Source organism: Peptoniphilus obesi ph1 (assembly GCF_000311865.1).
GTDB lineage: Bacteria > Bacillota > Clostridia > Tissierellales > Peptoniphilaceae > Peptoniphilus_E > Peptoniphilus_E obesi.
Genome location: NZ_HE978582.1, coordinates 151,726 through 176,551, shown reverse-complemented (window position 1 = coordinate 176,551; position 24,826 = coordinate 151,726). Strand labels below are relative to the sequence as shown.

29 protein-coding genes are annotated in these 24,826 nt (G+C 30.6%); 26 read left to right on the top strand and 3 right to left on the bottom strand.

The features are described from left to right. The first annotated feature begins 3 nt into the window (after nucleotides 1–3). The 7 genes from HGPB_RS06825 to HGPB_RS06795 all read left to right on the top strand — a co-directional run bounded on the left by HGPB_RS06825 (nucleotide 4) and on the right by HGPB_RS06795 (nucleotide 5,353). Entirely contained in the window at nucleotides 4–444 is a 441-nt protein-coding gene (locus tag HGPB_RS06825; RefSeq protein WP_019132952.1) for a universal stress protein, read from the top strand. A gap of 137 nt (nucleotides 445–581) precedes the next feature. Further along, nucleotides 582–2,561, top strand: a complete 1,980-nt coding sequence (metG, locus tag HGPB_RS06820) for a methionine--tRNA ligase (RefSeq protein WP_019132951.1) — start codon at nucleotides 582–584, stop codon at nucleotides 2,559–2,561. Nucleotides 2,562–2,570: 9 nt separating this feature from the next. Further along, nucleotides 2,571–3,338: a TatD family hydrolase gene (locus HGPB_RS06815; RefSeq protein ID WP_019132950.1), complete on the top strand. Its 768-nt coding sequence runs from the start codon at nucleotides 2,571–2,573 to the stop codon at nucleotides 3,336–3,338. Continuing rightward, on the top strand, nucleotides 3,331–3,879 hold the full coding sequence (gene rnmV, locus HGPB_RS06810; protein ID WP_019132949.1) for a ribonuclease M5: 549 nt from the start codon (nucleotides 3,331–3,333) through the stop codon (nucleotides 3,877–3,879). The genes HGPB_RS06815 and rnmV overlap by 8 nt, the downstream gene beginning before the upstream one ends. Continuing rightward, the gene (gene rsmA / locus HGPB_RS06805; protein WP_019132948.1) at nucleotides 3,863–4,720 is read left to right on the top strand and encodes a 16S rRNA (adenine(1518)-N(6)/adenine(1519)-N(6))-dimethyltransferase RsmA; all 858 of its coding nucleotides are present in this window, start codon (nucleotides 3,863–3,865) and stop codon (nucleotides 4,718–4,720) included. The genes rnmV and rsmA overlap by 17 nt, the downstream gene beginning before the upstream one ends. A 1-nt stretch (nucleotide 4,721) precedes the next feature. Continuing rightward, nucleotides 4,722–5,075: an ArsR/SmtB family transcription factor gene (locus HGPB_RS06800; RefSeq protein ID WP_019132947.1), complete on the top strand. Its 354-nt coding sequence runs from the start codon at nucleotides 4,722–4,724 to the stop codon at nucleotides 5,073–5,075. A 47-nt stretch (nucleotides 5,076–5,122) separates the two neighbouring features. Then, entirely contained in the window at nucleotides 5,123–5,353 is a 231-nt protein-coding gene (locus HGPB_RS06795) for a glutaredoxin family protein (protein WP_036738527.1), read from the top strand. Between the two features lie 35 nt (nucleotides 5,354–5,388). Here HGPB_RS06795 and HGPB_RS06790 read toward each other — a convergent pair whose 3' ends face one another. Together HGPB_RS06790 and HGPB_RS06785 are read right to left on the bottom strand one after the other, a co-directional pair. Beyond that, nucleotides 5,389–6,534, bottom strand: coding sequence for a sensor histidine kinase (locus tag HGPB_RS06790; RefSeq protein WP_019132945.1), 1,146 nt, complete (start codon nucleotides 6,532–6,534; stop codon nucleotides 5,389–5,391). After that, the gene (locus HGPB_RS06785) at nucleotides 6,531–7,208 is read right to left on the bottom strand and encodes a response regulator transcription factor (RefSeq protein ID WP_019132944.1); all 678 of its coding nucleotides are present in this window, start codon (nucleotides 7,206–7,208) and stop codon (nucleotides 6,531–6,533) included. The genes HGPB_RS06790 and HGPB_RS06785 overlap by 4 nt, the downstream gene beginning before the upstream one ends. A 129-nt stretch (nucleotides 7,209–7,337) precedes the next feature. Between HGPB_RS06785 and HGPB_RS06780 the strand changes: the two genes are divergently transcribed. The 4 genes from HGPB_RS06780 (at nucleotide 7,338) to HGPB_RS06765 (ending at nucleotide 9,837) form a co-directional block, all read left to right on the top strand. Next, nucleotides 7,338–7,478 (top strand): CD1871A family CXXC motif-containing protein, encoded by a 141-nt coding sequence (locus tag HGPB_RS06780; protein WP_019132943.1) that lies wholly within the window; start codon nucleotides 7,338–7,340, stop codon nucleotides 7,476–7,478. Between the two features lies 1 nt (nucleotide 7,479). Next, on the top strand, nucleotides 7,480–8,364 hold the full coding sequence (locus HGPB_RS06775) for a 4Fe-4S binding protein (protein WP_019132942.1): 885 nt from the start codon (nucleotides 7,480–7,482) through the stop codon (nucleotides 8,362–8,364). Beyond that, a complete protein-coding gene (locus HGPB_RS06770; RefSeq protein WP_019132941.1) occupies nucleotides 8,361–9,242 on the top strand; it encodes a TlpA family protein disulfide reductase in 882 nt (293 codons plus the stop codon). Before HGPB_RS06775 ends, HGPB_RS06770 begins: the two co-directional genes overlap by 4 nt. A 118-nt stretch (nucleotides 9,243–9,360) precedes the next feature. Then, on the top strand, nucleotides 9,361–9,837 hold the full coding sequence (locus tag HGPB_RS06765; RefSeq protein ID WP_019132940.1) for a pyridoxamine 5'-phosphate oxidase family protein: 477 nt from the start codon (nucleotides 9,361–9,363) through the stop codon (nucleotides 9,835–9,837). Between the two features lie 72 nt (nucleotides 9,838–9,909). On the opposite strand, the gene HGPB_RS06760 is transcribed toward HGPB_RS06765, so the two are convergent. Next, complete coding sequence (locus HGPB_RS06760; protein WP_019132939.1) at nucleotides 9,910–10,986, bottom strand: polysaccharide deacetylase family protein; 1,077 nt, start codon at nucleotides 10,984–10,986, stop codon at nucleotides 9,910–9,912. Between the two features lie 148 nt (nucleotides 10,987–11,134). On the opposite strand from HGPB_RS06760, the gene HGPB_RS06755 reads away from it, so the two are divergent. The 15 genes from HGPB_RS06755 to HGPB_RS06690 all read left to right on the top strand — a co-directional run bounded on the left by HGPB_RS06755 (nucleotide 11,135) and on the right by HGPB_RS06690 (nucleotide 24,820). Then, on the top strand, nucleotides 11,135–11,569 hold the full coding sequence (locus tag HGPB_RS06755) for a 2-thiouracil desulfurase family protein (RefSeq protein ID WP_019132938.1): 435 nt from the start codon (nucleotides 11,135–11,137) through the stop codon (nucleotides 11,567–11,569). Nucleotides 11,570–11,653: 84 nt separating this feature from the next. Continuing rightward, a complete protein-coding gene (gene tsaE, locus HGPB_RS06750) occupies nucleotides 11,654–12,112 on the top strand; it encodes a tRNA (adenosine(37)-N6)-threonylcarbamoyltransferase complex ATPase subunit type 1 TsaE (RefSeq protein WP_019132937.1) in 459 nt (152 codons plus the stop codon). Next, on the top strand, nucleotides 12,112–12,786 hold the full coding sequence (tsaB, locus tag HGPB_RS06745; protein ID WP_019132936.1) for a tRNA (adenosine(37)-N6)-threonylcarbamoyltransferase complex dimerization subunit type 1 TsaB: 675 nt from the start codon (nucleotides 12,112–12,114) through the stop codon (nucleotides 12,784–12,786). Before tsaE ends, tsaB begins: the two co-directional genes overlap by 1 nt. Beyond that, nucleotides 12,783–13,205: a GNAT family N-acetyltransferase gene (locus tag HGPB_RS06740; RefSeq protein WP_019132935.1), complete on the top strand. Its 423-nt coding sequence runs from the start codon at nucleotides 12,783–12,785 to the stop codon at nucleotides 13,203–13,205. The genes tsaB and HGPB_RS06740 overlap by 4 nt, the downstream gene beginning before the upstream one ends. Then, complete coding sequence (gene tsaD / locus HGPB_RS06735; RefSeq protein ID WP_019132934.1) at nucleotides 13,202–14,197, top strand: tRNA (adenosine(37)-N6)-threonylcarbamoyltransferase complex transferase subunit TsaD; 996 nt, start codon at nucleotides 13,202–13,204, stop codon at nucleotides 14,195–14,197. Before HGPB_RS06740 ends, tsaD begins: the two co-directional genes overlap by 4 nt. A 17-nt stretch (nucleotides 14,198–14,214) precedes the next feature. After that, nucleotides 14,215–15,384 carry an iron-containing alcohol dehydrogenase gene (locus tag HGPB_RS06730; protein ID WP_019132933.1) on the top strand — a complete coding sequence of 390 codons (1,170 nt, stop codon included), beginning with the start codon at nucleotides 14,215–14,217 and terminating at the stop codon, nucleotides 15,382–15,384. A 78-nt stretch (nucleotides 15,385–15,462) separates the two neighbouring features. Next, complete coding sequence (trmL, locus tag HGPB_RS06725) at nucleotides 15,463–15,927, top strand: tRNA (uridine(34)/cytosine(34)/5-carboxymethylaminomethyluridine(34)-2'-O)-methyltransferase TrmL (RefSeq protein WP_019132932.1); 465 nt, start codon at nucleotides 15,463–15,465, stop codon at nucleotides 15,925–15,927. Nucleotides 15,928–16,294: 367 nt separating this feature from the next. Next, the gene (locus HGPB_RS06720) at nucleotides 16,295–17,557 is read left to right on the top strand and encodes a serine hydroxymethyltransferase (RefSeq protein WP_019132931.1); all 1,263 of its coding nucleotides are present in this window, start codon (nucleotides 16,295–16,297) and stop codon (nucleotides 17,555–17,557) included. 14 nt (nucleotides 17,558–17,571) lie between these two features. After that, the gene (locus HGPB_RS06715; protein WP_019132930.1) at nucleotides 17,572–19,008 is read left to right on the top strand and encodes an alanine/glycine:cation symporter family protein; all 1,437 of its coding nucleotides are present in this window, start codon (nucleotides 17,572–17,574) and stop codon (nucleotides 19,006–19,008) included. 172 nt (nucleotides 19,009–19,180) lie between these two features. Beyond that, nucleotides 19,181–20,401 carry an MFS transporter gene (locus HGPB_RS06710; protein ID WP_019132929.1) on the top strand — a complete coding sequence of 407 codons (1,221 nt, stop codon included), beginning with the start codon at nucleotides 19,181–19,183 and terminating at the stop codon, nucleotides 20,399–20,401. A 280-nt stretch (nucleotides 20,402–20,681) separates the two neighbouring features. After that, nucleotides 20,682–20,879 carry a hypothetical protein gene (locus HGPB_RS08900; protein ID WP_019132928.1) on the top strand — a complete coding sequence of 66 codons (198 nt, stop codon included), beginning with the start codon at nucleotides 20,682–20,684 and terminating at the stop codon, nucleotides 20,877–20,879. A gap of 5 nt (nucleotides 20,880–20,884) precedes the next feature. Next, on the top strand, nucleotides 20,885–21,991 hold the full coding sequence (locus tag HGPB_RS06705) for an ABC transporter substrate-binding protein (protein WP_019132927.1): 1,107 nt from the start codon (nucleotides 20,885–20,887) through the stop codon (nucleotides 21,989–21,991). A 9-nt stretch (nucleotides 21,992–22,000) separates the two neighbouring features. After that, nucleotides 22,001–23,086: an ABC transporter ATP-binding protein gene (locus tag HGPB_RS06700; protein WP_019132926.1), complete on the top strand. Its 1,086-nt coding sequence runs from the start codon at nucleotides 22,001–22,003 to the stop codon at nucleotides 23,084–23,086. Beyond that, nucleotides 23,083–23,943, top strand: a complete 861-nt coding sequence (locus tag HGPB_RS06695) for a carbohydrate ABC transporter permease (protein WP_019132925.1) — start codon at nucleotides 23,083–23,085, stop codon at nucleotides 23,941–23,943. Before HGPB_RS06700 ends, HGPB_RS06695 begins: the two co-directional genes overlap by 4 nt. A 7-nt stretch (nucleotides 23,944–23,950) precedes the next feature. Beyond that, nucleotides 23,951–24,820, top strand: a complete 870-nt coding sequence (locus tag HGPB_RS06690) for a carbohydrate ABC transporter permease (RefSeq protein WP_019132924.1) — start codon at nucleotides 23,951–23,953, stop codon at nucleotides 24,818–24,820. Nucleotides 24,821–24,826: the final 6 nt, after the last annotated feature.

Below are 24,826 nucleotides of genomic sequence, written 5' to 3'. Positions count from 1 at the left end.
CACATGAAAGTATTAGTACCTGTTGATGGATCAAAAATGTCAAAAAGTATAGTTGAGAAAGCGGCTGAATATGGAAAAAAATTTGATGCTGATATAACATTATTTATAGTTATTCCAGAAGATGAAGCTTTTGATAGAATACCATTTCCTGGAGCATCATTCCCTTATACAAATGAAATTCAAAAAGCTAATTTAGAAAATGCAAAAAAGATACTAGAGGAAATGAGAGAAGCTATAAAAGATTATCCTTACAATGTTGATACAGTTTATAAAGAAGGCAGACCTGCTAATCAAATTGTAGATTATGCTAAAGAAAATAATTATGATTTGATAATTATGGGCAATAGAGGACTGGGAGCATTTTCAAGAACTCTACTTGGATCAGTTTCATCTAAAGTTTTAGATCACTCTTCAGTATCTGTATTTGTTATAAAAGATGCTTAATAATTAATTTTAAAAAGACAGAGAAATCTGTCTTTTTTTATGTTCTGAAAAACTTGTAAAATTGAAAAAATGCGATTTTTGGCATATAATAAATATATTTACGGAATTAAATTATTATTTGGAGGTAATTAAATAATATGAAAAGCTATTATCTTACAACTCCTATATATTATCCAAGTGACAACCTTCACATAGGACATACTTATTGTACGGTTGCTGCTGATAGTATAAAAAGGTATAAAAAGCTTCAAGGTTATGATGTATTTTTTACAACAGGAACAGATGAACACGGACAAAAAATACAAGAAAAAGCCAAAGAAGCAGGACTTGAACCTAAAGAATACGTAGACAATATATTGGTATCAATAAAGGAATTATGGGAAAAATTAGAAATAGATTACGATCAATTTAGACGTTCAACTGATCCAGAACACGAAGAACAAGTGCAAAAGATTTTCCAAAAATTATATGACAAGGGAGAAATTTACAAATCAGAATACGAAGGCTATTACTGTACTCCTTGTGAATCTTTTTGGACAGAATCTCAATTAGACGAAGGACACAAATGTCCAGACTGTGGTAGAGAAACAAAAATAAGCAAGGAAGAAAGTTACTTCTTTAGACTTTCAAAATATAGGGACAAATTATTAGAATTATACGAAAAAAATCCTGAATTTTTGGAACCACTTTCTAGAAAAAAAGAAATGGTAAGCAACTTCTTAAAAGATGGTCTTGATGACTTATCAGTTACAAGATCAAGTTTTGATTGGGGAGTTAAAGTTCCATTTGATGAAGACCACGTAATTTATGTTTGGGTAGATGCCTTATCTTGCTACTTAACTGCAATAGGATATGGGTTTGATGAAGAAAAATTCAATAAGTATTGGCCAGCCAATGTCCATCTTGTTGGAAAAGAAATAGTAAGATTTCACGCTATCATATGGCCAGCTTTATTAATGGCACTTGATATACCACTTCCTAAAAAAATATTTGGACACGGTTGGATTTTATTTGACAATGACAAGATGAGTAAGTCCAAGGGAAATGTTGTATATCCAGAACCAATAATTGATCTTTATGGAACAGACGCTTTAAAATATTTCTTATTAAGAGAATTTTCTTTTGGATCTGATGGATCATTTACAAAAGAAAAATTTATGAAAAGATTAAATTCAGACCTAGCTAATGACCTTGGTAACCTTGTTTCAAGGACAATATCAATGGTAGATAAGTACAATGATTTATATCTTCCTGAAGCTCACCAAATAACAGAAATTGACCAAGACTTAATTGATCTTGCAACAACAACTTCACAAAAAGTTGACCAAGCTATGGACCATTTCCAATTTTCAAATGCTTTAGAAGAAATATGGAATTTAATTAGAAGATCAAACAAATATATAGATGAAACTACTCCTTGGATACTTGCTAAAAATGAAGAAGACAGGGAAAGATTAGATACAGTTTTATATAACCTAGTTGAATCTTTAAGAATAATTTCTATTCTTATAAAACCTTTCATTTCTCACACATCTGATAGCATAAGAACAGCACTTAACTTAAAAACAGAAGTAAAATGGGACGATGCTAACACTTGGGGACTAAGTCAAGCTGGAGAAAAACTAAAGAAAATAAAAGCGCTTTTCCCAAGACTTGATATAGAAAAAGAAATCGAAAGACTTGATGAAGCTAACCATGCCCTTGCAGAAAAAAGACAAGCTGAGAAAGCAACTTGGCAACACGAAGCAGGCGGAGAAGATAAAGAAGATAAAAAAGAAGAAAATTCAAAAGAAAAAATTACAATTGATGATTTTTCAAAAGTAGAAATAAAAACTGCCCTAATAGAAGAGGTAGAAGACCATCCAAATGCAGATAGACTATATGTTTTAAAAGTAAAAATTGGCGACGAAAGAAGACAAATTGTAACAAACATAAAATCTCAATTCTCTAAAGAATATTTAAAAGGTAAAAAGATTATGGTAGTAACAAACCTAAAGCCAATGAAATTTAGAGGACTTGAATCAGACGGAATGATTCTTGCAGCAGAAGATAAGGATGGAAAAATTTCACTTGCAACAACATTTGAAGATTTAGCAGACGGTACAATTGTAGGTTAAGGTGATAATTTGATCGATTCACACGTTCATTTAGACGATGCAAAGTTTGATTATGATAGGGAAAATTTAATAGAAAACTTAAAAGAACACGGACTAGACAGGGTCTACAATATTGGAGCAGATTTAAAAAGCTCAATAGCCAGTGTAGAGCTAGCAGATAAATATGAAATAATCAAGGCTGTAATAGGAATTCATCCTCATGCAGCTAGTGAATATAATCAAGAAGTTGAAGATAAATTAATTGAACTTGCAAAAAATGAGAATGTCAGAGCAATTGGAGAAATTGGTTTGGACTACTACTATGACAATTCACCAAGGGATATCCAAGTCCAAGTTTTTAAAAAGCAAATTGAATTAGCAAACAAATTAAAACTTCCTATTGTGGTCCATTCAAGAGAAGCGGCCAAGGAAACTTTTGACATAATAAGCTCTTACAAAGAAAAATATAAGGACTTAAAATTTTTAATCCATTGTTTCTCACAATCAGTTGAAATGATGAGAGAGTATGTAAAAATGGGTTGCTATATAGCTCTTGGAGGAGTTGTAACCTTTAAAAATTCAAAAGTTCCAAAAGAAGTAGCAAAAGAAGTTCCACTTGAAAATCTTTTGCTAGAAACAGATTGTCCATATCTTGCGCCAGAACCAATGAGGGGCAAGAGAAATGAGCCTATGTTTATAAAATATTCTGCTCAAAAAATTGCAGAAATAAGAGGAATAAGTCTTGAAGAACTTTTAAAAGCAACAGATGAAAATACTAGGAGATTCTATAATGATTAAAGAAGTAATTGTTGTGGAAGGAAAAGATGATATAGCCAAGGTAAAAGCTGCAGTCGATGCAAAAGTTGTTGCCACATCAGGCTTTGGTTATGGGAAAAGACTAATAAAAGAACTTAGGGACTTAAATAAAAAATGTGGAATAATAATTTTCACAGACCCAGATTATATGGGAAATAAAATTAGGGCAGATTTAGATAAAAATATAAAGGGAGCAAAGCATGCCTTTCTTCCAAGAAACAAGGCCCTAAAAAAAGATAATGTTGGAGTAGAAAATGCCAGCATAGAAGATATAAAAATTGCCATATCTAGAGCAAGACCTGTCTATGAAAAAAGCGAAGAGATTTATACTAATATTGATTTAATAAAGTATGGTCTTTCAGCTAAGGATGATTCAAAAGAAAAAAGACAAAAGGTTGCAGCCATATTAGATATTGGTTTTGGAAATTCAAAGCAATTTCTTAATAATTTAAATAAATTTAAAATAAAAAGAGAAGAATTAGAAAAAGCACTGAAAGCGGTGGAAGATGCAAAGACTTTATAAGCCAAATAGGGTTGTAGAATTACAAAATAAATATGGTTTTAGATTTACTAAATCATTGGGACAGAATTTTTTGATTGATGGAAACATAGTCAGAAATATTGCTGACTGTGCGGGAGTTTCAGAAAATGACAATATAATAGAAGTGGGTCCAGGCATTGGAACGCTTACAGAAGAACTTGCACTAAGGGCAAAAAAAGTTTTGGCAATAGAAATTGATGAATCTTTGAAGGATCTTTTAAAAGAATCTTTGCCTTATGAAAATGTTAAGGTTATTTTTTCAGATGTTTTAAAAGTAGATTTAAAACAATTAGTTAAAGAAAATTTTAATGATGAGCCATTTAAACTTGTTGCAAATTTGCCCTACTATATAACAACACCGATAATATCAAAATTTATAGAAGCAGATTTAAATCTTGAGTCCATAACAATTATGATGCAAAAAGAAGTTGCAAAGAGATTAGCAGCTGAACCTTCTACAAAAGATTATGGATCTTTGAGTGTTTTTGTTCAATTTTATACAGATGTTAAATATATGTTTACAGTTTCAAAATCCTCTTTCATGCCAAGACCAAAGATAGATTCTGCAGTTGTAAATTTAAAAATAAAGGATGACTTGGTAAAAATCGACCAAGAAAAATTCTTTAAAATTGTTAAGGCTTGTTTTTCAAAAAGAAGAAAGACAATTGCAAATGCACTAACAAGTTATGGTTTTGATCTAGATAAATCCCAAATTTTAAAAGCTTTAGAATTATCTAATATTGATCCAAAAAGAAGAGGGGAAACTTTAACAATAGATGAATTTGTAGTTTTGACTATCAATTTTCCAGAAATAGGAGGCTGAAATGACAAAAAATTTAGAAGATAAAGAAATTCTTGATCAGATAAATGGTTTCTTACAAGATCAAGAAAGTTCTGATTATATGTCTTTAATTTTTAAACTTTTAGGTGATCCGACAAGATTAAAAATAATATATGTTCTTTCTAAAACTCCTATGAGGGTAACAGATATAGCTAATATTTTAGATATGAGCCAGTCTTTAATTTCTCACCAACTAGCAGAACTTAGAGAGGCAAAGCTAATAAAAGTAAAAAGAGTTTCAAGAAATGCCATATATTCATTAGACGATGCTCACGTTTTGTCAATTTTTAACCAAGCGCATGAGCACGCTAAGCACGAAAGGCATAGAAATGATTGACAATTATATTATAGGGTATAATATAATTGTACAAAGGAGGAATTCAAATGAGTAAAGTTACTATATATACTTCAAATACATGCCCATATTGTACAATGGCAAAAGATTATTTAACTGAAAAAAATATCGAGTTTGAAGAAAAAAATGTACAAACTGATGCAGAAGCAAGATCAGAATTATTAGCAAAAGGATATACAGGAGTTCCTGTTATTTACGTTGATGATGAAGAAATAGTAGGTTTTGATAAAGCAAAACTTGAAAGCTTACTTGAAAAATAAAATATAAAAGAAAAAGATGGGGCGACCCATCTTTTTTATTTATCCAGTTTATTAAATTTTATTTTAAAAGTAGAGCCAAAATTAATTTCACTAGAAACAGAAATTTCAGCCTTGTGAACTTTAGCAATCCCATCTACAAGTGCAAGCCCAAGACCACTTCCATCTACTAGAGACTTTTTATTGTTTGACCTATAAAATGGGTTGAAAATATTTTTTAGATCTTCTTGGTCCATGCCTATTCCATCATCTTTTACAAAAATATTGATAAAAGAATTTTCAATCTCAGACCAAATTTCTATTTTTCCATTTTCCTTGTTATATTTTATTGCATTTTCAATTAGATTATAAAATAATCTGTAAATTAAAGTGTCAGATCCTAAAATATATAAATCCTTACATATATTATTAGATATTTTTATTTTATTTTTATCAAGCAGAGGATAAAGGTCATCAATTATTTCATCAATCAAGGAAGATAATTCAATTTTATTTTGCCTTTTTATGGATTCTAGCTCGCTTAGGTCTAAAAGGCTTGTGATAATCGTATTTAACTTAGAAATCTGAGATTTCAACATAGATAAAAATTCTTTGGACTCAGAGTCTAATGAACTATTATCCTCTTCATATAAGTCAATTTGACTTTGAATAATTGCAAGAGGAGTCTTTAATTCATGGGCCGCATTTGCCGTAAATTCCCTTTGATTTTTAAAAGAGGCAGAAAGCCTTTCTAACATATCATTAAAAGAAGATACTAATCTTTCAAACTCTTTTATATTTACTTCTTCTATTTTTGAATCTGATAAATTTTTTATTTGAATTTGTTCTATATTTTCTGATAATTCTTTTAAAGGTTCAAGAGATTTTCCACTGACATAGTAGGCAAGGATTCCACTTAAAAGGCTGACAAGTCCAGTTAACATCCAACCTTTTTTATTTAAGCTAAGTTTATTTTTATAAATTTGGTCAGAAAACTTATCTAAAAATAAATCCATTTTGTCATCGGGAATGTTGATATAAAATCCATTTTCTGAATTTTGAGAATAATCATTTATATAAAACTCTAAAGAATCCATATAATTAGAGCCAGACCTAAACATTAAAAGATTTATGCTTATGCAAGATATGGCAATTAAAAGACTTGTCATTATTGTTATTCGCCATTGCAGAGATATTTTTTTCATTTTTCACTAGCTCCTATCTGATATCCCACGCCAATTTTATTTTTGATTGGGTCGTAGCCGAGTGCTTGTCTTAATTTTTTTCTAAGAGAAGATATGTGAACTCTGATAGAATTGCTCATAAGATCAACGCTAGAATCCCAAACGTGCTCTATTAATTCTTCTTGGCTGATAGGCCTATCTTGGTTTAAAAGTAGGTATTCAAAAATTCCTGTTTCTTTTCTCGTTAGATTTAAAGCTTCATCTTTTGCAAAAGCTTTTCTAGATTTTGTATCAAAGCTCATTTGTCCGCAGACAAGTCTTGTATCATTTTGTATAAAGTTTCTTCTAGTTAAACTTCTTATTCTTGCTTTTAATTCTTCTAGGTGGAAGGGTTTTTGTAAAAAATCATTTGCTCCTGCATCAAGTCCATCAACCTTGTCTTGAATTTGACTTCTGGCAGATAAAATTAAAACTTTTGTTGTATTATCAAAAGATCTTAGTTTTTTTAAAATATCCATTCCATCCATTCCTGGAAGATTTAAATCCAAAACAATTAAATCATATTTTTCAACTTCAATTAAATAGCAGGCATCTTCGCCATCATTTGAAGTATCAACCTCATAACCTTCTTTTATTAAAGATTTTGCTATGTTTTGGCAAATCGTTTTTTCATCTTCAACTATTAAAAGACGCATAAAATCACCTCTTTTACTTTCTTAAAAACATTATAACAAAATAGAAATAAAGTTTATGTTAATATTATTTCTTAACAAAAACTTTATATGAGATATTGTATACTTAATTTGTAAAGAGGGGTGAAGGAGATGTTTAATAAAAGAAAGATGCAAGTATCACTAATTCTCTTATCAATATTTATGATTTCTTTTGGTGTATATAGGAAGGAAGCCTATGTAGTTTTATCAAAGGCCATAAGAATTTGTCTAGAATGTGTGGGGATTGGTTGATATGAAATTTACTAAATTTTTAACAGCTAAAAGAGTTTTACTTCAAGGCCTGGCAAGTATTTTGTCTAACCTGCATTTAAAAAACTTTTTAACTGGTCAAATTTATACTGGCAAGACCAAGGTGGCCTGCCTACCAGGCTTAAATTGTTATTCTTGTCCTGGAGCTGCAGGATCTTGCCCAATAGGAGCCTTGCAATCAGTTTTAGGATCTTCCAAATTTAAATTTAGCTATTATGTTGTTGGGATTTTAATATTCTTTTCAGTTACATTAGCAAGATTTATTTGTGGATTTATGTGTCCTTTTGGATTATTTCAAGAGCTTCTTTACAAGATACCTAGCAAAAAATTTTCAACTGCAAGGCTAAAAATTTTAACTTATTTAAAATACATAATCTTATTGGTAATGGTAATAGCTTTACCGCTACTTATAACCAACAGTTTAGGCATGGGCAATCCATATTTTTGCAAATATATATGTCCACAAGGCGTTTTAGAAGGTGCAATTCCTCTATCAATTTTAAATCCTTCTATAAGAGCAGGACTTGGAAAATTGTTCAAGCTAAAGTTTATGATTTTATTAGTTACAATTTTATTAAGCATCTTTACCTTCAGACCATTTTGCAAGTGGATTTGTCCTCTTGGAGCAATTTATGGATTATTTAATAAAATAGCCCTAGTAAATTTAAATTTTGATAGGGACAAGTGCATATCTTGCGGCAAGTGCAAAAAAGCTTGTAAGATGGATATTGATGTAAGAGAAGATCAAAATAGTCCAGAGTGTATTAGGTGTGGAATGTGTATAGATTCCTGTCCGGTAGATGCTTTGTGCTATAATTGTGATTTAGTTAAGAAAAAAGAAAAAGAAATAATAAAGGAGCAAATATGAAAAACAGAATAGGAAAAATTTTTATACTTTTACTTTTAGTTTTTGGATTGACAGCTTGTGCTAGCAACAACAATAACAACGAAGTAATACCTTATGAAAAATCAAATGAAGAAATAAGCCAAGAAATAAATGCCTTAATAGATCAAGAAGGCGAAATAATTGCAAAAAACAAAGATGCTTGGGACAAAGTTTTTGCCTATGCAGATAAGTCAAATGCAGAAGAAGCTGACTACTACAAGTTTTTAAGCAATGCATTTGAACAAGCTAAAAAAGATTTAAGTGAAAAAGAAATAGGGCTTGTAGAAAAAGACCTTGAAGAAATCAAAGTTTTAGAAGAAAAAATAGCAGAAAAAGCTAAAGGGATAAAAGAAACAAATGAAGCAAGCCTTGATGCAAAAGAAGATTCAAATAAAAAAGAAAAATTTCCTGAATTTACTGCAAAAGATTTTGATGGAAAAGATTTAGATTCTAGCATGTTTAAAAATAATGCAGTTACAATATTAAACTTTTGGAACAATGGCTGCCTACCATGCATAGAAGAGATGCCAAAACTAAATGAATTAAATAAGTCTCTAAAAGAAAGAGGCGGAGAAATCATCGGAGTAAACGCAGATATGATAAATGGCGATGAAGACTCACTTAAAGAAGCAAAGGGAATTTTAGAAAAACAAAAAGTAGAATATAGAAATATCTACTTTGATCAATCAAGCGAAGCTTGGAAACCTCTTTTACAATCATCAGTTTTCCCTACAACAATTTTAGTAAATAGAAAAGGCGAAGTTGTTGGAGATCCGATAGCAGGATCAATCGAAAATGAAAAATTACTTGACATACTAAACCAAAGAATAGAAAAAATAATAGCAGAAGACAATAAATAAAACTTTATTTATAAAGCCCATCTCAGTATGGGCTTTTTTATATTTAGAAATATTTATATAAATTTAAATATGATAATATAATTAATATATTTTTTGAATTTGTATTTAAGGTGGTTTTATGTTTAGAAAAGTAAGGAAAATAAAGAATGAGATAGAAAGCAAGGATTGCTATAAATTACTTTCTGAAAATAAAAGAGGTGTAATTTCTTTTAACGGAGAAAATAATTATCCATATTCAATCCCAATTAACTATTACTATAATGAAGATGAAAATAGGCTATATTTTCACTGTGGTAAAAAAGGATATAAGATTGACTGTATAAATAATGATAATAAAGCTTGTTTTGTAACTTATGGAAATGAGATTTTATCTGAAGATGCTTGGTCTTATTGTGTTTCAAGCGTTGTGATTTTTGGAAAAACTAAAATAATAGAAGATCGGGATATAATATTAAAAAATATAAAAAAATTTGCTATGAAATATTATCCTAATGAGAAAGAAGCTGATGAAGAGATTAAAGAAGGGATAAATGCAGTATCTATGTTTGTTTTAGATATAGACCATATTTCTGGAAAAAGAGTAAGAGAAAAATAATATTTATTAAAAGAAAATAGACAAATAAAAAAGAGCTAAGTCTTAATTAACTTAGCTCTTAATTTTTTAGCACTATTTCAATACACAGAATTTATAATCTCTTTCTTTAAAATAATCTATAACTCCTTGCAAAGTGTTCACTGTATGAGTTTTTGTTTGTTCATCATGCATTAAAACGACTGCAACATTAGTATGGATATTTTTGTTAAGAGTTTTATCAAGATATTTCACAAATTCAGCTTCTGATTTTGGTCCCCTGCCACTAGGTTCTGCATCTCCTGTTAGGCAGTTCCAATCTATCCACTCAACTCCATTTTCTTTTAAAAGATCATCCGATTCTCCAGTATTTTCCCAGGACATGTGTCCACCAGGATATCTCCAAACATTAGACTTGAAGTCTTCTCCAAGAAGGTTTTCTAACCTATTTTGAGTTAACTTATATTCTTCGATAATTTTTGCTGGATCAGCAACTCTTCCAGGATATAGGTCTGTATACTCATGAGTAAAGGAGTGAGTTGCTATTGAGTTACCATTCATCAAAGTTCTTTTTAAAACTGGCTTGGTTTTTTCTGATAGATTTTTACCAACTACAAAGAAAGTTGCATAAGCATCATTTTCTTTTAAAACATCAAGAACTTGAGGAGTGATACTAGTGTTTGGTCCATCATCAAAGGTTAAGAAAACAAGTTTTTGAGGATCTTCATAAGTTGCTTCTCCTCTTATATATTTTCTTATAAGTCCAGCATCATAAGCATAGGATGAAGCTGTTGTTATATGATTTGATCCAGGAACTAATTCCTTAACTAGTTCACTAGCCCTATCATAAACTGAAAGCAGTTTTTCACTTTCATTTACATATTTTTTAGGACTTCTATAGTAGTCATGATATTTTTCTTGGTAAATAAGACCAGCATACCAAGCAGGAAGAGATCCATCTAGGGAAATATCTTTTGGCTTATTAAAGATCGAAGAAATTAATTTAATGATTCCAAAAATGATTAATAGAAGAACAGCTAAGGCGATTATTCTTCTACGTCTGTATTTTTTTCTTCTTTGTGCTCTGCGTCTTTTTACAGACCGTTTGTGTCTAAGGCTTTCTGGGTCAGCCTTTTCGTAATGATTTTTTTTATTATACTTACTATTTCTCATGATATCCCTTCTAAAAAATTAATTAAGCTTATAAACTATATTATAGTTTATCATGATTTGATAATTATTAAAATAAAGAAAAGCCTATAAAAAGATATAAATAGATATATAATTTATATAAAGAAAAATCTAGCTTAGGAGCTGTCTTATGGAAAAAATTTTAGTTAGTGCATGTCTTTTAGGAATTAATTGCAAATACAATGGAAAGAATAATTATATAGAAGAAATAGAAGAAATTAAAAATAAATACCAAGTTGTTTCTTTCTGCCCAGAAGAAAGTTCTGGACTTCCAACTCCAAGGACTCCTTCAGAAATAAAAGATGGCAAGGTTTTTTCAAAAGATGGAAGAGATCTCAGCGATTATTTTATCAAGGGAGCAGAAAAAGCATTAGAAATTTGTAAAAGAGAAAATATAAAGCTTGCCCTTTTAAAAGAAAAATCTCCATCTTGCGGAAGTTCTTATATATACGATGGAAGTTTTTCAAATAAATTGATAAAATCGCCAGGTATAACTAGCAAGCTGCTCATGGAAAACTCTATAAAAGTCTATTCTGAAAATGAAATTAAAAATTTACTAAAATAATTAAGATTTTCTGAGAATTTGACTTTAATCACTTATGCTATAATAAAATAAATAATATTAGAAAAGGAAATAAACCAAGAATTTATGAAAAATAGTAAAACAATAGTTTGTAATAATACAAAAGAAACTGAAAAATTTGGTCTAGCTCTTGGATCTAAATTAAAAGGATCGGATGTAATTTGTCTAAACGGAGATCTTGGTGCAGGAAAGACCACTCTTACAAAAAGTATTGGTAAGGGGATGGGAATTGATGATTATATAACATCTCCAACCTTTAATATAATTAATGAATATTATTCAGACCTAAACTTATATCATTTCGATACTTACAGATTGGAAAATGTTGATGATGTAGAATATCTTGGTTTTGATGAATATTTTTACTCGGACGGAGTTTGCATAATAGAGTGGGCAGACAGGATAAAAGAATTTTTACCAGACCAATATCTTGAGTTAAATATAAAAAAGATAGACGATGATAAAAGAGAAATAGAGCTTGTGGCATTTGGAGATAGACCAGCTGAAATTTTGGAGGAAATTTAATGCTAACATTAGGACTTGATACATCAAGCATGAGAAGTGCTGTGGGACTAGTTAAAGATGGAAAAGAACTTGCCAGTTTTGAAATAAGTGAATCAGTAAATAGTTCTGAAGAATTAGTTGCTATGGTTTCAGAAATTTTTAAAAAACTAAAATACAATATAGAAGATATTGACCTTATAGGAGTTGGCATTGGTCCTGGATCATTTACAGGATCAAGAATTGCAGTTACAGTCGCAAGAGTTTTTGCCCAAACTTTAGACAAAGAAATCAAGGGAGTTTCTTCCTTAAAATCTCTTTCTTTAAATTATAGGGGAGATAGAATTCTTCTTCCAATCCTTGATGCGAGAAGAAACAGGGGCTACTACGGAATTTATAAAAATAATAATGGACTTGAAACTATAAAAGAAGATTCGGTTGACCAGCTTGAAGAGATTAGAGAACAAGTTAAGGGGAAAGAAATCTTATTGCTTGGAAGAGATTGTGAAAAGTTTAAAGAATTTTTTGCTGAATCATGTGATGTAAGTCTTCAACCCAACCACGAAATAAAGGGATCAAACATAGCAAGGCTTGCTGAGATAGAATATGAAAAAAATGGACCGGATGAATTATTAAATGTTTTGCCAAACTATATAACAAAATCTCAAGCAGAAAGAGAATTAGAAAAGAAAAAATGATTAATATAAAAAAGGCGGACTTAAAAGACTTAGATTCTCTATGTGATTTAGAAAAAGAATGTTTTGAAAAGGCTTGGACCAAATCTAATATAGAAGCCGTGCTCAAAGATGAAAATAGCAAAGTTTTTCTTATTAAAGACGATAAAAAAGCATTAGCCTATATAGCTTATTCTCATATAATTGATGAGATAAGTCTTGATAGGATTGGAGTTTCTAAACTCGCTAGGAGAAAAGCCTACGCTTCTTTATTGATAGATAAAATGCTAGAAGAAAATCTTGCTACTAGCCTAGAAGTTAGCGAAAAAAATATTGGAGCAATAAAGTTATACGAAAAATATGATTTTGTCATTGAAGGAAAAAGAAAAGACTACTATAAAATCGGAGAAGATGCATTAATAATGTGGAGGAAGATTAAATGAAGGTATTGGCAGTTGAATCATCTTGCGATGAAACATCAGTTGCTATTTTGGATGGGGGAAGAGAAGTTTTATCAAATATAATTTCATCTCAAATACAAACCCACCAAAAATTTGGGGGAGTTGTTCCAGAAATAGCATCTAGAAAACACGTTGAAGCCATAAATATTGTTTTAGACCAGGCTTTTAAAGAAGCAGGTGTAAAAAAATCAGATATAGATTTGGTTGTTGCGACAAGAGGACCAGGACTTGTTGGTGCTTTATTAATAGGTTTATCAGCAGCAAAAGCATTTGCTTATTGCATAAACAAACCATTTATTGGCGTAAACCATATATATGGACACGTTTGTGCAAATTATATAAGTCATAAAGAATTAGAAGCACCTTTTATATCTTTAATTGTATCGGGAGGTCACACCTATCTTGTCAAAGTAAATGATTATGTAGATTTTGATCTTATAGGAAGAACAAGAGATGACGCTTGTGGAGAAGCCTTTGACAAGGTTGCAAGATCAATGGGACTTGCCTATCCTGGAGGACCAATTATTGATAAATTAGCAGCAAAAGGAAAAGCAAGTATTGAATTTCCTAGAGTTATGTTAGAAGAAGATTCTTATGATTTTTCATTTTCAGGCTTGAAAACAGCAGTAATAAATTATCTCCACCACCAAGAACAAGTTGGGGGAGAAGTTATTGTAGAAGATGTCGCTAGGTCTTTTCAAGATGCAGTTATAGATGTTTTAGAAGAGAAATCATTTAGGTTATTAAAAGAAGAAAATTTAGACAAGTTAGTTCTTGCTGGAGGAGTTTCAGCAAATTCAGGACTAAGAAAAAGACTCGAAGAAAGAGCAAGAAAAGAAGGGGTAAAAATATATTATCCAGATTTAAAACTATGCACAGATAATGCAGCTATGATTGGATCTGCAGGTTATTACTTATATAAATCTGGAAAATATGACAAAAACACATATGCAAATCCAAATCTTGCTTTATAAAAGAAGGGGGCTATAAGATGGAAGATTTTATTTTTGAAGTTGGAACAAAGATTTTATTCGGTAAAGATCAATTAAAAAACTTAGCAAAAGAAATACTTAAATATGGAGATAGGGTTTTATTATGCTACGGTGGAGGTTCCATTAAAAGAATTGGACTTTATGACCAAGTGGTTAAAATTCTAGAAGACAATAATATTTTCTTTAAAGAATTATCAGGCATAGATCCAAATCCTAGATATGAATCAGCAGACGAAGGAATAAAAATTGCTAGAGAAAATGATTTAAACTTCGTTTTAGCAGTTGGCGGTGGATCAACTATTGACTGCTCTAAATTAATTTGTGCAGGAATTTATGAAGATTCTAGCTCTTGGGACATAGTAACAGGAAAAGTTAAACCTAAAAAAGGTTTGCCACTTGGAACAATCCTAACACTTTCTGCAACAGGTTCAGAAATGGATAGGGGATCAGTAATAACAAATCAAGCTACAAAACAAAAATTAGGTTGGGCAGCACATTTCACCCTACCAAAATTCTCTATTTTAAATCCAGAATATACTTATTCAGTTCCTAAAAAACACACAGCAGCAGGAACAGCAGACATCATGAGTCATACTATGGAAAACTATTTTTCATTAAATGACGGAGTTTATTTAGGCGACAGGATGGCAGAAGGATTATTAAAAACTTGTATGAAATATGGAAAAATTGCCTATGAAGATCCAGAAAATTACGAAGCAAGAGCAAATCTTATGTGGTCAGGAACTTGGGCAATAAATGGATTAATTGATGCAGGAAAGAAAACTGAATGGTCAGTGCATGCAATGGAACACGAACTATCAGCCTTCAATGACCTAACTCATGGTTATGGACTAGCAATTTTAACTCCAAACTGGTTAAAATATTGCTTGAGCGAAAAAACAGTAGATAAAATCTCTGAATTTGCTAAAAATGTTCTTGGAGTAGAAGAAAAAGAAGATAAATTTGAAATGGCAAAAGAAGGAATAGATAAATTATCAGAATTCTTTGCAAGTTTAGGAATTCCAAAAACTTTATCAGAAGTTGGATTTAAGGAAGAAGACATTGCTGGTTTAGCAAAAGCTTGTATAGAAAACCATGGTGGGCCAATTAAAGGTTTTATTGAACTAGACGAAAAAGATGTTTTAGAAATTTACAAATTAAGCTTATAAGATAAAAAATCATTAGGGCGAAATAAATTTTGCTTTAATGATTTTAATTTATTTTAAATAAATAATAGGAGATTAAATATGCTAAATATAGTTTTATATGAGCCAGAAATTCCCCACAATACAGGAGCTATTGCAAGAACTTGCGTTTTGACTCATTCAAAATTACACCTAATTAAGCCACTTGGCTTTTCGATTGACGACAAACATTTAAAAAGAGCAGGCCTTGACTATTGGCCCCTTCTTGAGATGGAAGTTTATGAAAACTATAAAGACTTTATAGATAAAAATAAGGACAAAACAATATATTATTCAACAACAAAAACATCAAACATTTACACAGATGTAAAATTTAAAGATGGCGATTTTATAATGTTTGGACCGGAAACAAGAGGAATACCAGAAAGTATCTTAGATAAAAATAGTGAAAATTGCATAAGAATACCAATGATAAAAGAATTAAAAAGATCTTTAAATCTTGCAAATTCAGCAAATATAGTTCTTTTTGAAGCCTTAAGACAAGTTGGATTTTATGATTTAGTATGAATAAAAGAAGCTCTTAGAGCTTCTTTTTTATTGGAAATTTTTATAAAAAACTAAGGTTTAGTTTTTTGATTGAATTTATAAGTATGAGTGTATATTAATATTAGCAGTTAATTTATAGTAAAGGAATTCTTATAAAGTATAAAAATTTTACTACATATCAAAAAACTTTAATTAAATATACCAGTATCAGCAATACTCTTTATGCCAATGAATATTTCTTATAATATTAGAGTTAGCTATTAATAATAAATTCATAAATATGATTTTAACAATTTCTCAATTTTATAAATAATATTTGCAAATTATGTTTTATAAAATTTATTATTTTATAGGATTTCATAAGTTTTATTTTTAAGGGAGGATTTAAATGTTAAACAAGACAAAGGTATCTGATCCAAAATTATATGAAATAGTAGAAAAAGAATTGAAAAGACAAGAATCAAACATTGAGATGATTGCATCAGAGAGTACTGTACCTGTTGAAATTATGGAATTATCAGGCTGTATTTTTACAAATAAAACTTTAGAAGGATATCCTGGCAAAAGATTTCAGGCAGGATCCCATGTAGCTGATGAATTAGAAATTTTAGCAAACGAGAGAGGAAAAGAATTATATGGTTGTGATCATATAAACATTCAACCATATTCAGGAAGTACAGCAAACTATGCTGTTTATGCAACAGTTTTAAAAAAAGACGACAGAGTTTTGTCAATGAGATTAGACCAAGGTGGCCATCTTTCTCATGGATCAAAGGCAAATTTTATGAGTAGATTTTTTAACTTTGACCACTACTCAATAGATAAAGAGACAGAACAAATAGATTACGATGGTTTAGAAAAAAAGGCTGAAGAATTTAAACCAAAATTAATAATAGCTGGTGGTTCTGCATATCCAAGACTTATAGATTTTGAAAGAATTAGAAAAATTGCAGATAAAGTAGGAGCATATTTTATGGTTGATATGGCTCACTTCTCAGGTCTTGTTGCAGCAGAAGTAATTCCATCACCAGTACCTTATGCAGATTTTGTAACATCATCAACAACAAAAACATTGGGTGGACCAAGAGCTGGATTTGTAATGTGTAAGAAAGAGTTTGCCGATGCTTTGGATCATGGAGTATTTCCAGGATCACTTGGATCTATGCATTTAACAACTATGGCTGCTAAGTGTTGGCTTTTTAAATATGCTCAAGGAGAAAAATTTAGAAGCATAATGAGACAAATTCCTATAAATGCTAAAACCTTAGCTAGTGAACTTGAAAACTATGGTTTCAGAATTGTATCAGGTGGAACTGATACTCATATAGTTTTAGTCGATGTAAGAAATAAAAATATTACTGGTAAAGATTTTGATGATGCTTTAGATTATGTAGGTATTACAGTTAATAAAAATCAAATACCATTTGATCCATTGGGACCAGCCGTTACAAGTGGGGTAAGAATTGGACTTACATCAACAACTCAAAGAGGACTTAGAGAAAAAGAAATTAAACAAATAGCTTCTATAATGAATAGAGTTGCAGAAAATACAAAGAACAAAGAAGAATTATCAAAATTAAGTAAAGAAGCAAAAGAATTAATAAGTAAATTCCCTCTATATTCAGATGAAGATCTAAAAGAAATTATGTAAATGGATGTGATATTATGTCTGAAATATTAAATACTTTAAATAATCATGTGTGGGGCATGGGCCTTGTTTTAATGGTTTTATTGACAGGTTTGTATTATTCATTCAAAATGAAATTTCCACAATTTAGAAGATTTAAACTTCTAGTAAAATCTTCATCCAAGGGTGGAGATACTGAGAAAGGTCTAAACCAATTACAATCATTTATATTTACAGCAGCTAGGACAGTAGGAGTTGGAAATATAGCCGGTATGGCGACAGGTATTCATTTTGGAGGACCTGGTGCAATATTTTGGTTATGGATTTTAGCTCTTGTTGGTTCCCCAATTGCTATGATTGAAGGAATAATGTCTCAAGCCTATAAAAAAGAAGTAAGGGGAGAGTACAGAGGTGGACCTGCTTACTATATGGAAAAAGGATTTAAAAATAAAAAAGTTGGCAATGTCTTTGCTAAATTTTATGCAGTAGTTGGTGTATTCGCAGTAACACTTCTTATGCCAGGAGTGCAAACCTACAATATAGTCAAGGGTATAAATCTTGCCTTTAATTTTAATGTAGTAATTGTTGGATTGATATTTTCAATAGTATTTGGTCTAATTATTATTGGTGGACTAAGAAGAATAGGAAATGTTGCACAAAGAGTTTCACCATTTATGGCAATTGCTTATTTTAGTATGTCTTTGATAGTAATATTTTTTAATATAACAAAACTTCCTGCTACACTTGCTTTAATTATTAAATCTGCCTTTGGAAAAGATGCGGTATTTGGAGCTATGGTTGGTCAAGCTGTAATTTGGGGTATCAAGAGGGGAGTTTTTGCAAACGAAGTTGGAGTTGGATCTTCAGCAATAACTTCTGCATCAGCAGATGTTGATCACCCAGTTACTCAAGGTATGATAGGTGGACTTAGTGTATTTATGGGAACATTCTTCATATGTACAACATCAGCTCTTATGATGATAATTACAGATTCTTACAATACAGTAGATAAGCTAGGTAATTTTGTAGTAGAAAATTTACCTGGAGTAGAATATGGTAATGCTTATGTAATAGATGCGATTAATTCATGTTTGCCAGGTATTGGAGAAGCATTTATTGCAATTTCAGTTTTATGTTTTTCATCAGTTGCATTACTAGCCTATTATTTATACGCAGAAAGTGATCTTATCTTCTTAGTTGGAGATAGGGAAAAACCTATTCTTATATTAAAAATAGTTTTTGTTATATCTATATTTTTAGGATGTCTTAATGATGTTGATACTGTTTGGACAATGGGTGATATGGCACACGGTTTGATGGCATGGATAAATGTATTTACCTTAATTTTTATAGGAAATCAAGCAGTGAAGATTTTTAAAGATTATGAAGAACAAGAGAAATTAAATATAAAACCTGTTTTTGATCCAGACAAGTTAGGAATTCATGAAGCATCAGATGTTTGGAGAAATAAATAGGATAAATTATTAGAAATCTTTTATAAAATCTATTTAAAATTAATCGGCATAAGGTTTAATCCCTTATGTCGATTTTTTATATTCATAAGCAGATAAACTTATTTCATAAAAATTTATATCATTGAAATAAGTGATATAATGAAAAAAGCCTAAACTTTGGGAGTGAATAAAGTTGAAGAAAAAAAGAATTTCTAGTGCCATGACTTTTATAATTTTATTTGGCATCGTCAGCCTATTTTCAGACATGACTCACGAAGGAGCATCAAGCATAAGAGGAGCCTATCTTGCTTTACTCGGTGCATCTGCTGGTACAATTGGTTTTATATCTGGACTTGGGGAACTGATCGGATATTCCATGAGATATGTTTTTGGGAAAATAACTGATAGGACTAAAAAATATTGGCCTATGGTAATTTTTGGATACATATTAGATATTTTAGCAGTGCCAGCTCTTGCCTTAGTTGGTGGTAAGGGTTGGATTGCCGCTTCTATTTTATTGGTAGTACAAAGAATGGGAAAGGCGATAAAAAAGCCTGCAAAAGATACCATAATGTCCTTTGCTGCGAGCCAAGAAGGAGTGGGAAAATCATTTGGAATCCAAGAAATGCTAGATCAAATTGGAGCCTTTTTAGGACCAGTTTTTCTTTATCTTGTGATGCTATTTAAAACAGAAGGATCTACTTTTGAAATTTATAGGACTTGCTTTGCTTTCTTGGCGATTCCAGGCTTTATTACAATCTTACTTTTATTTCTTACTAAGAGAAAATTTCCAAACCCAGAAGCCTTTGAACCAGAGCCTAAAAAAGAAGAAACTTTTGTAATGAAAAAATCATTTATATATTACATTGTTGGAATTTCACTTTTTGCTTTTGGCTTTATGGACTATGCTTTAATAATTATGCATATTTCTAAAAATTTCACTGGACCCTCTGGCTCTTATCAAGCTATGAAATTTATAAGTGAAGAAAGCCTACCACTTTTATATGCAGGAGCAATGTTAGTTGATGCTATAGCAGCCTTAATCTTTGGACATTTTTATGATAAGAAGGGGGTAAAGGTTCTTGCAATCTCAACATTAATTTCAGCCCCATTTTCACTTTTTATTTTTGGATTTACCAGGGAGTGGGCAATTCTTCTTGGATTAATCCTTTGGGGAATTGGTATGGGTGCACAAGAATCAATATTGAAAGCCGCAGTAACATCCATGGTGCCAAAGAAAAACAGGGCAAGTGGTTATGGAATATTTGAATGCTCGTTTGGAATATTTTGGTTCTTAGGATCTTGGCTCTTAGGAATTTTATATTCTCACTCTATCCCAATTATGATAGTCTTATCTATAATTAGTCAGGTCATGGCAATTCCATTTTATTTAAAAGTTTCTAAAATGAAATAAATTATTAGCGATCTTAGGATCGCTTTTTTATTTATAAAATTAGATTTTACAAATCTTTTTTATCTGATAATTGGATAAAGGATGGCTTATGAGCAAATGCTCCGCACAATAAAATTTCTAGTTTATCGTTTTCATTTTAAAATATTTATAACTTAATTATAAAAAATTTTTATAATTTCTTACATAAATTTACTTATTCTTTTAATATACTTAACTGTTTATATAAAAAGTTTAGATAGTATTTCAAAAGGAAATAAAAATATATTTATTAGGAGGAATTATGAAAAAGTTTTTAAGGTTATTTTTAAGTTTATGCTTAGTTTTAAGTTTAGTAGCTTGTAAGGGTGATTCTGGAGTTGCTGGAGCAAATACTAATACTGATAAGAAAGAAGAAAGTGCCGTTGCAGATGATGGAAAGATACATATTAAGTTTTGGTATGCTTGGAAGGATAAAATCGGCGAAATAATGAAAATCTAGTTAAAATGTTTAACGAATCCCAAGATAGAATAGTTGTTGAAGCAGAATATCAAGGAACTTATGATGAACTTCATGCAAAGACACAAGCAGCTTTTGTTGCAGGTAATGCTCCTGAAGTTACAGAAAATGAGATAGCTTCTATGGGTGTATTTGCTAGAGGAGGAATGACTGAGGATTTGACTCCTTTTGTTACAGATGATTTAAAGTTAGATGATTTTAATGAAGGCTTGATGGGAAATGCTTATGTTGATGGAAAACTTTATGGTCTTCCATATTTAAGATCAACACCAATTTTATATAAAAATGTTGATATGTTAGAAGCTGCTGGTCTTGATCCTGCTGGTCCAAGAGATTGGAAAGAATTTAAAGAATATTTACAAGCTTTAAGAAAAGATGACCAATATGGACTATCTATGACAATGAATGATTGGATTTATGAAGCCTTTGTTGGATGTGCAGGTGGATCTATGTTTGAAGAAGATGGAATAACACCAGCTTTTAATAAAGAAGCAGGAGTAAGGGCAACTGCTTTTTGGAAAGAATTATATGATGAAGATTTAATGAAGTTAAATATTGGAGAACAAGCAGGTGATACTTTAAAACAAGACTTTGCTAATCAAAAGTCTGCAATGTTTTTTACATCAACAGCAGATTTAAGCTATAACTTAGGAGTTGCAGAAGAACAAGGATTTAAATTAGATGTTTCTTTTATACCAAAAGATGTAGTAAATGCGGTTCCAACTGGTGGATGTAACCTTGTTATGACAGCTGGCTTATCAAAAGAAAAACAAGAAGCTGCTTGGGAATTTATTAAATGGATGACAACTACTGAGCAAACTGCATATGCTAGTGCTTATACAGGATATCTACCTTCAAGATATTCAGCTCTTGAAACAGATACTCTAAAAGATCTTTATGCAAAGACTCCACAATTTATGGTAGCAGTTGACCAACTTCAATACGGCAGACCAAGACCAATGGTAGAGGGATATACAGAGTTAACAAAATATATGATGGACGAAATGACCAAATTAATTGTTGATGGAGAAGGAACTCCTCAAGAATGCATGGATAAGGTAGCAAAACAAGCAAAAAGCATTCTTAAAAAATAAGGAGGAAAAATGGCAGAGGTTATTTTAGAAAATGTGACAAAAAATTTCCCAGGCGATAGAAAAGCAGTAGATAATATAAATTTAAAGATAAATGATGGAGATTTTTGTGTCCTTGTTGGTCCTTCAGGTTGTGGTAAATCTACAACCTTAAGGATGATAGCAGGGCTTGAAAGTCAGAGTGGTGGAAGAATTTTTATAGATGGAGAGGATGTATCAAATGTGAGGCCAGCTAAAAGAGGCGTCGCTATGGTATTTCAAAATTATGCCCTTTATCCAACTATGACAGTCAAAGAAAATATAGAATTTGGCCTTATAAATAATAAGATAGAGAAAAATGAAAGAGAAAAATTAATTAATGAAATAACAGAAATAGTTTCATTACAAGGCTATATGAATTCACTTCCACAAGAATTATCAGGTGGTCAAAGACAAAGGGTGGCTCTTGCAAGGGCGATGGTAAAAAAGCCTAAAGTTTTTATATTAGATGAGCCATTATCAAACCTTGATGCTAAATTAAGAGTTCAAATGAGAAATGAATTAATAAAACTACACAAAAGATTAAAAACAACATTTATCTATGTTACCCATGATCAAGTAGAAGCTATGAGCATGGGAGATGAAATAGTTGTCTTAAATAATGGGAAAATAATGCAAGTGGACAGTCCATCAAGTCTCTATAACAATCCTAAGAATATGTTTGTTGCTCAATTTATTGGAAATCCACCGATGAATGTATTTAATGCAAAAGATATAAAAGATTCTGTATTAGAAATGGATTCTAGAATAAAATATATTGGATTTAGGCCAGAAGATGCAGAAATTCATAAAACAAAACCAAAAACTTTTTCTAGTTTAGTTATAGAAGCGACAATAGATAATGTTGAAATTTTAGGATCAGAGATTATCTATAATATGAATACAAAAATTGGAAACTTAGAAATTAAAAATTTTGACAAAACAAGCATAGTAAAAGATCAGGCATATCTTGTTATTGAAAAAGAAAAACTTAAATATTTTGGAAAAGATAAACAAGCTATTGATGCTGATATAGAAACGCTTGATGATATGCCTAGTTTTGAAAGGGTGGTTTCATGAAAAAACTAGCTTATGCCTTTGTCGCACCAGCAGTTTTAATACTCACAATATTTTTTGTATGTCCAATTTTTTATATTATATATTTAAGTTTTTTTGACTGGAATTTTGTAACACCAGATATGGATTTTGTATTTTTAGATAACTTCATAAATTTGATAAATGATGCAAACTTTAGACAAGTTCTTGTTAACACATCGATATACACAGGCTTGACAATGTTTTTTACTCTTTCAATAGCTCTTCTTACAGCCCTTTGGCTTGGAAAGGATGGAAAGATATACTCATTTGCTCAATCGGCTATATTTTCACCACATATTATTTCATTAGTATCTATATCTATGCTATGGATGTGGATAATGGATGCTGATTATGGTCTTTTAAATGTAATTTTAAAAAGCTTTGGATTTGAACCTCTTGGATGGTTAACAGATTCGAGTCTAGCCTTATATTCTCTTGTAATAGTATCTGTTTGGAAATCAATAGGCTACTATACCCTAATTTTTATAGCAGGACTAAGGTCTATACCAAAAGATTTATATGAGGCAGCTGAGCTTGATAATTCATCAGGATTTAGAACTTTTTCAAAAATTACACTACCAATGTTATCTCCTACAATATTTTTTGTAGTAATAACAAGTTTTATATCGTGTTTTAAAGTATTTGAAACTATAGCAATAATGACAAATGGTGGTCCAGCAAATTCTACAAACACAATTGTCTACTATATATATGAATATGGATTTAGATTTTTTAAGATAGGATATGCTTCAGCAGCAGGAGTTATTTTACTACTTATAATTTCAATATGTACATTACTTTACTTTAAATTTATGTCTAAGCGAGTTTATTACAGGTAGGTGAAAAATGGATATTAATATAGATTTAAGAAAAGAAAAAAGAGACTATGCTAATGTTTATGCAAATATAAAAAAAGTTTTAAATTATATGATGATAATAATAGTATGTTTGATTTTTATAGGACCTTTTGCGTGGATGTTTTTAACATCATTTAAAAGCCTTGGCGAAACATTATTATTTCCACCAACTATAATACCAAAAGAATGGCATCCAGAAAATTATATAAAAGCATGGCAATCTGGTCCATTTTTAAGATATTTATTAAACTCCGTTATAGTAACAGTATCGATCATTGTTTTGCAGTGTTTAACAATAATACCTGCGGCCTATGCCTTTGCAAGATATGAATTTAAAGGAAAAAACTTTTTATTCTTTATAGTAATGCTAACAATGATGATTCCTGCCCAACTAATCTTCCTACCATTATTTTTAATGATGTCAAAAATGAGTTTAATAAATACTTATTTATCGTTGATACTACCATTTGCATCATCAGCCTTTGGAATATTTCTTCTAAGACAAAGATTTATGCAGATACCAGACGAACTAATAGAAGCAGCAAAACTTGACAATGCTAGTGATGTAACAATTTTATATAAAATAATGCTACCACAAGCCAAATCAACACTTGTAACTTTTATTCTATTTTCATTTATTTCAAACTGGAATGACTATTTTTGGCCTTTAGTAATGACAACCAAAGATACAGTTAGGACTTTACCACTTGGGGTTTCGATGCTTAAATCAACAATGGATGGAATATCTTGGAATGTACTTATGGCAGGAAATATGATACTAGTTGTTCCGATAATACTTATATTTTTACTAGCACAAAAAAGAATAATAGATGCCTTTGTATACACAGGAATAAAATAAGGAGAT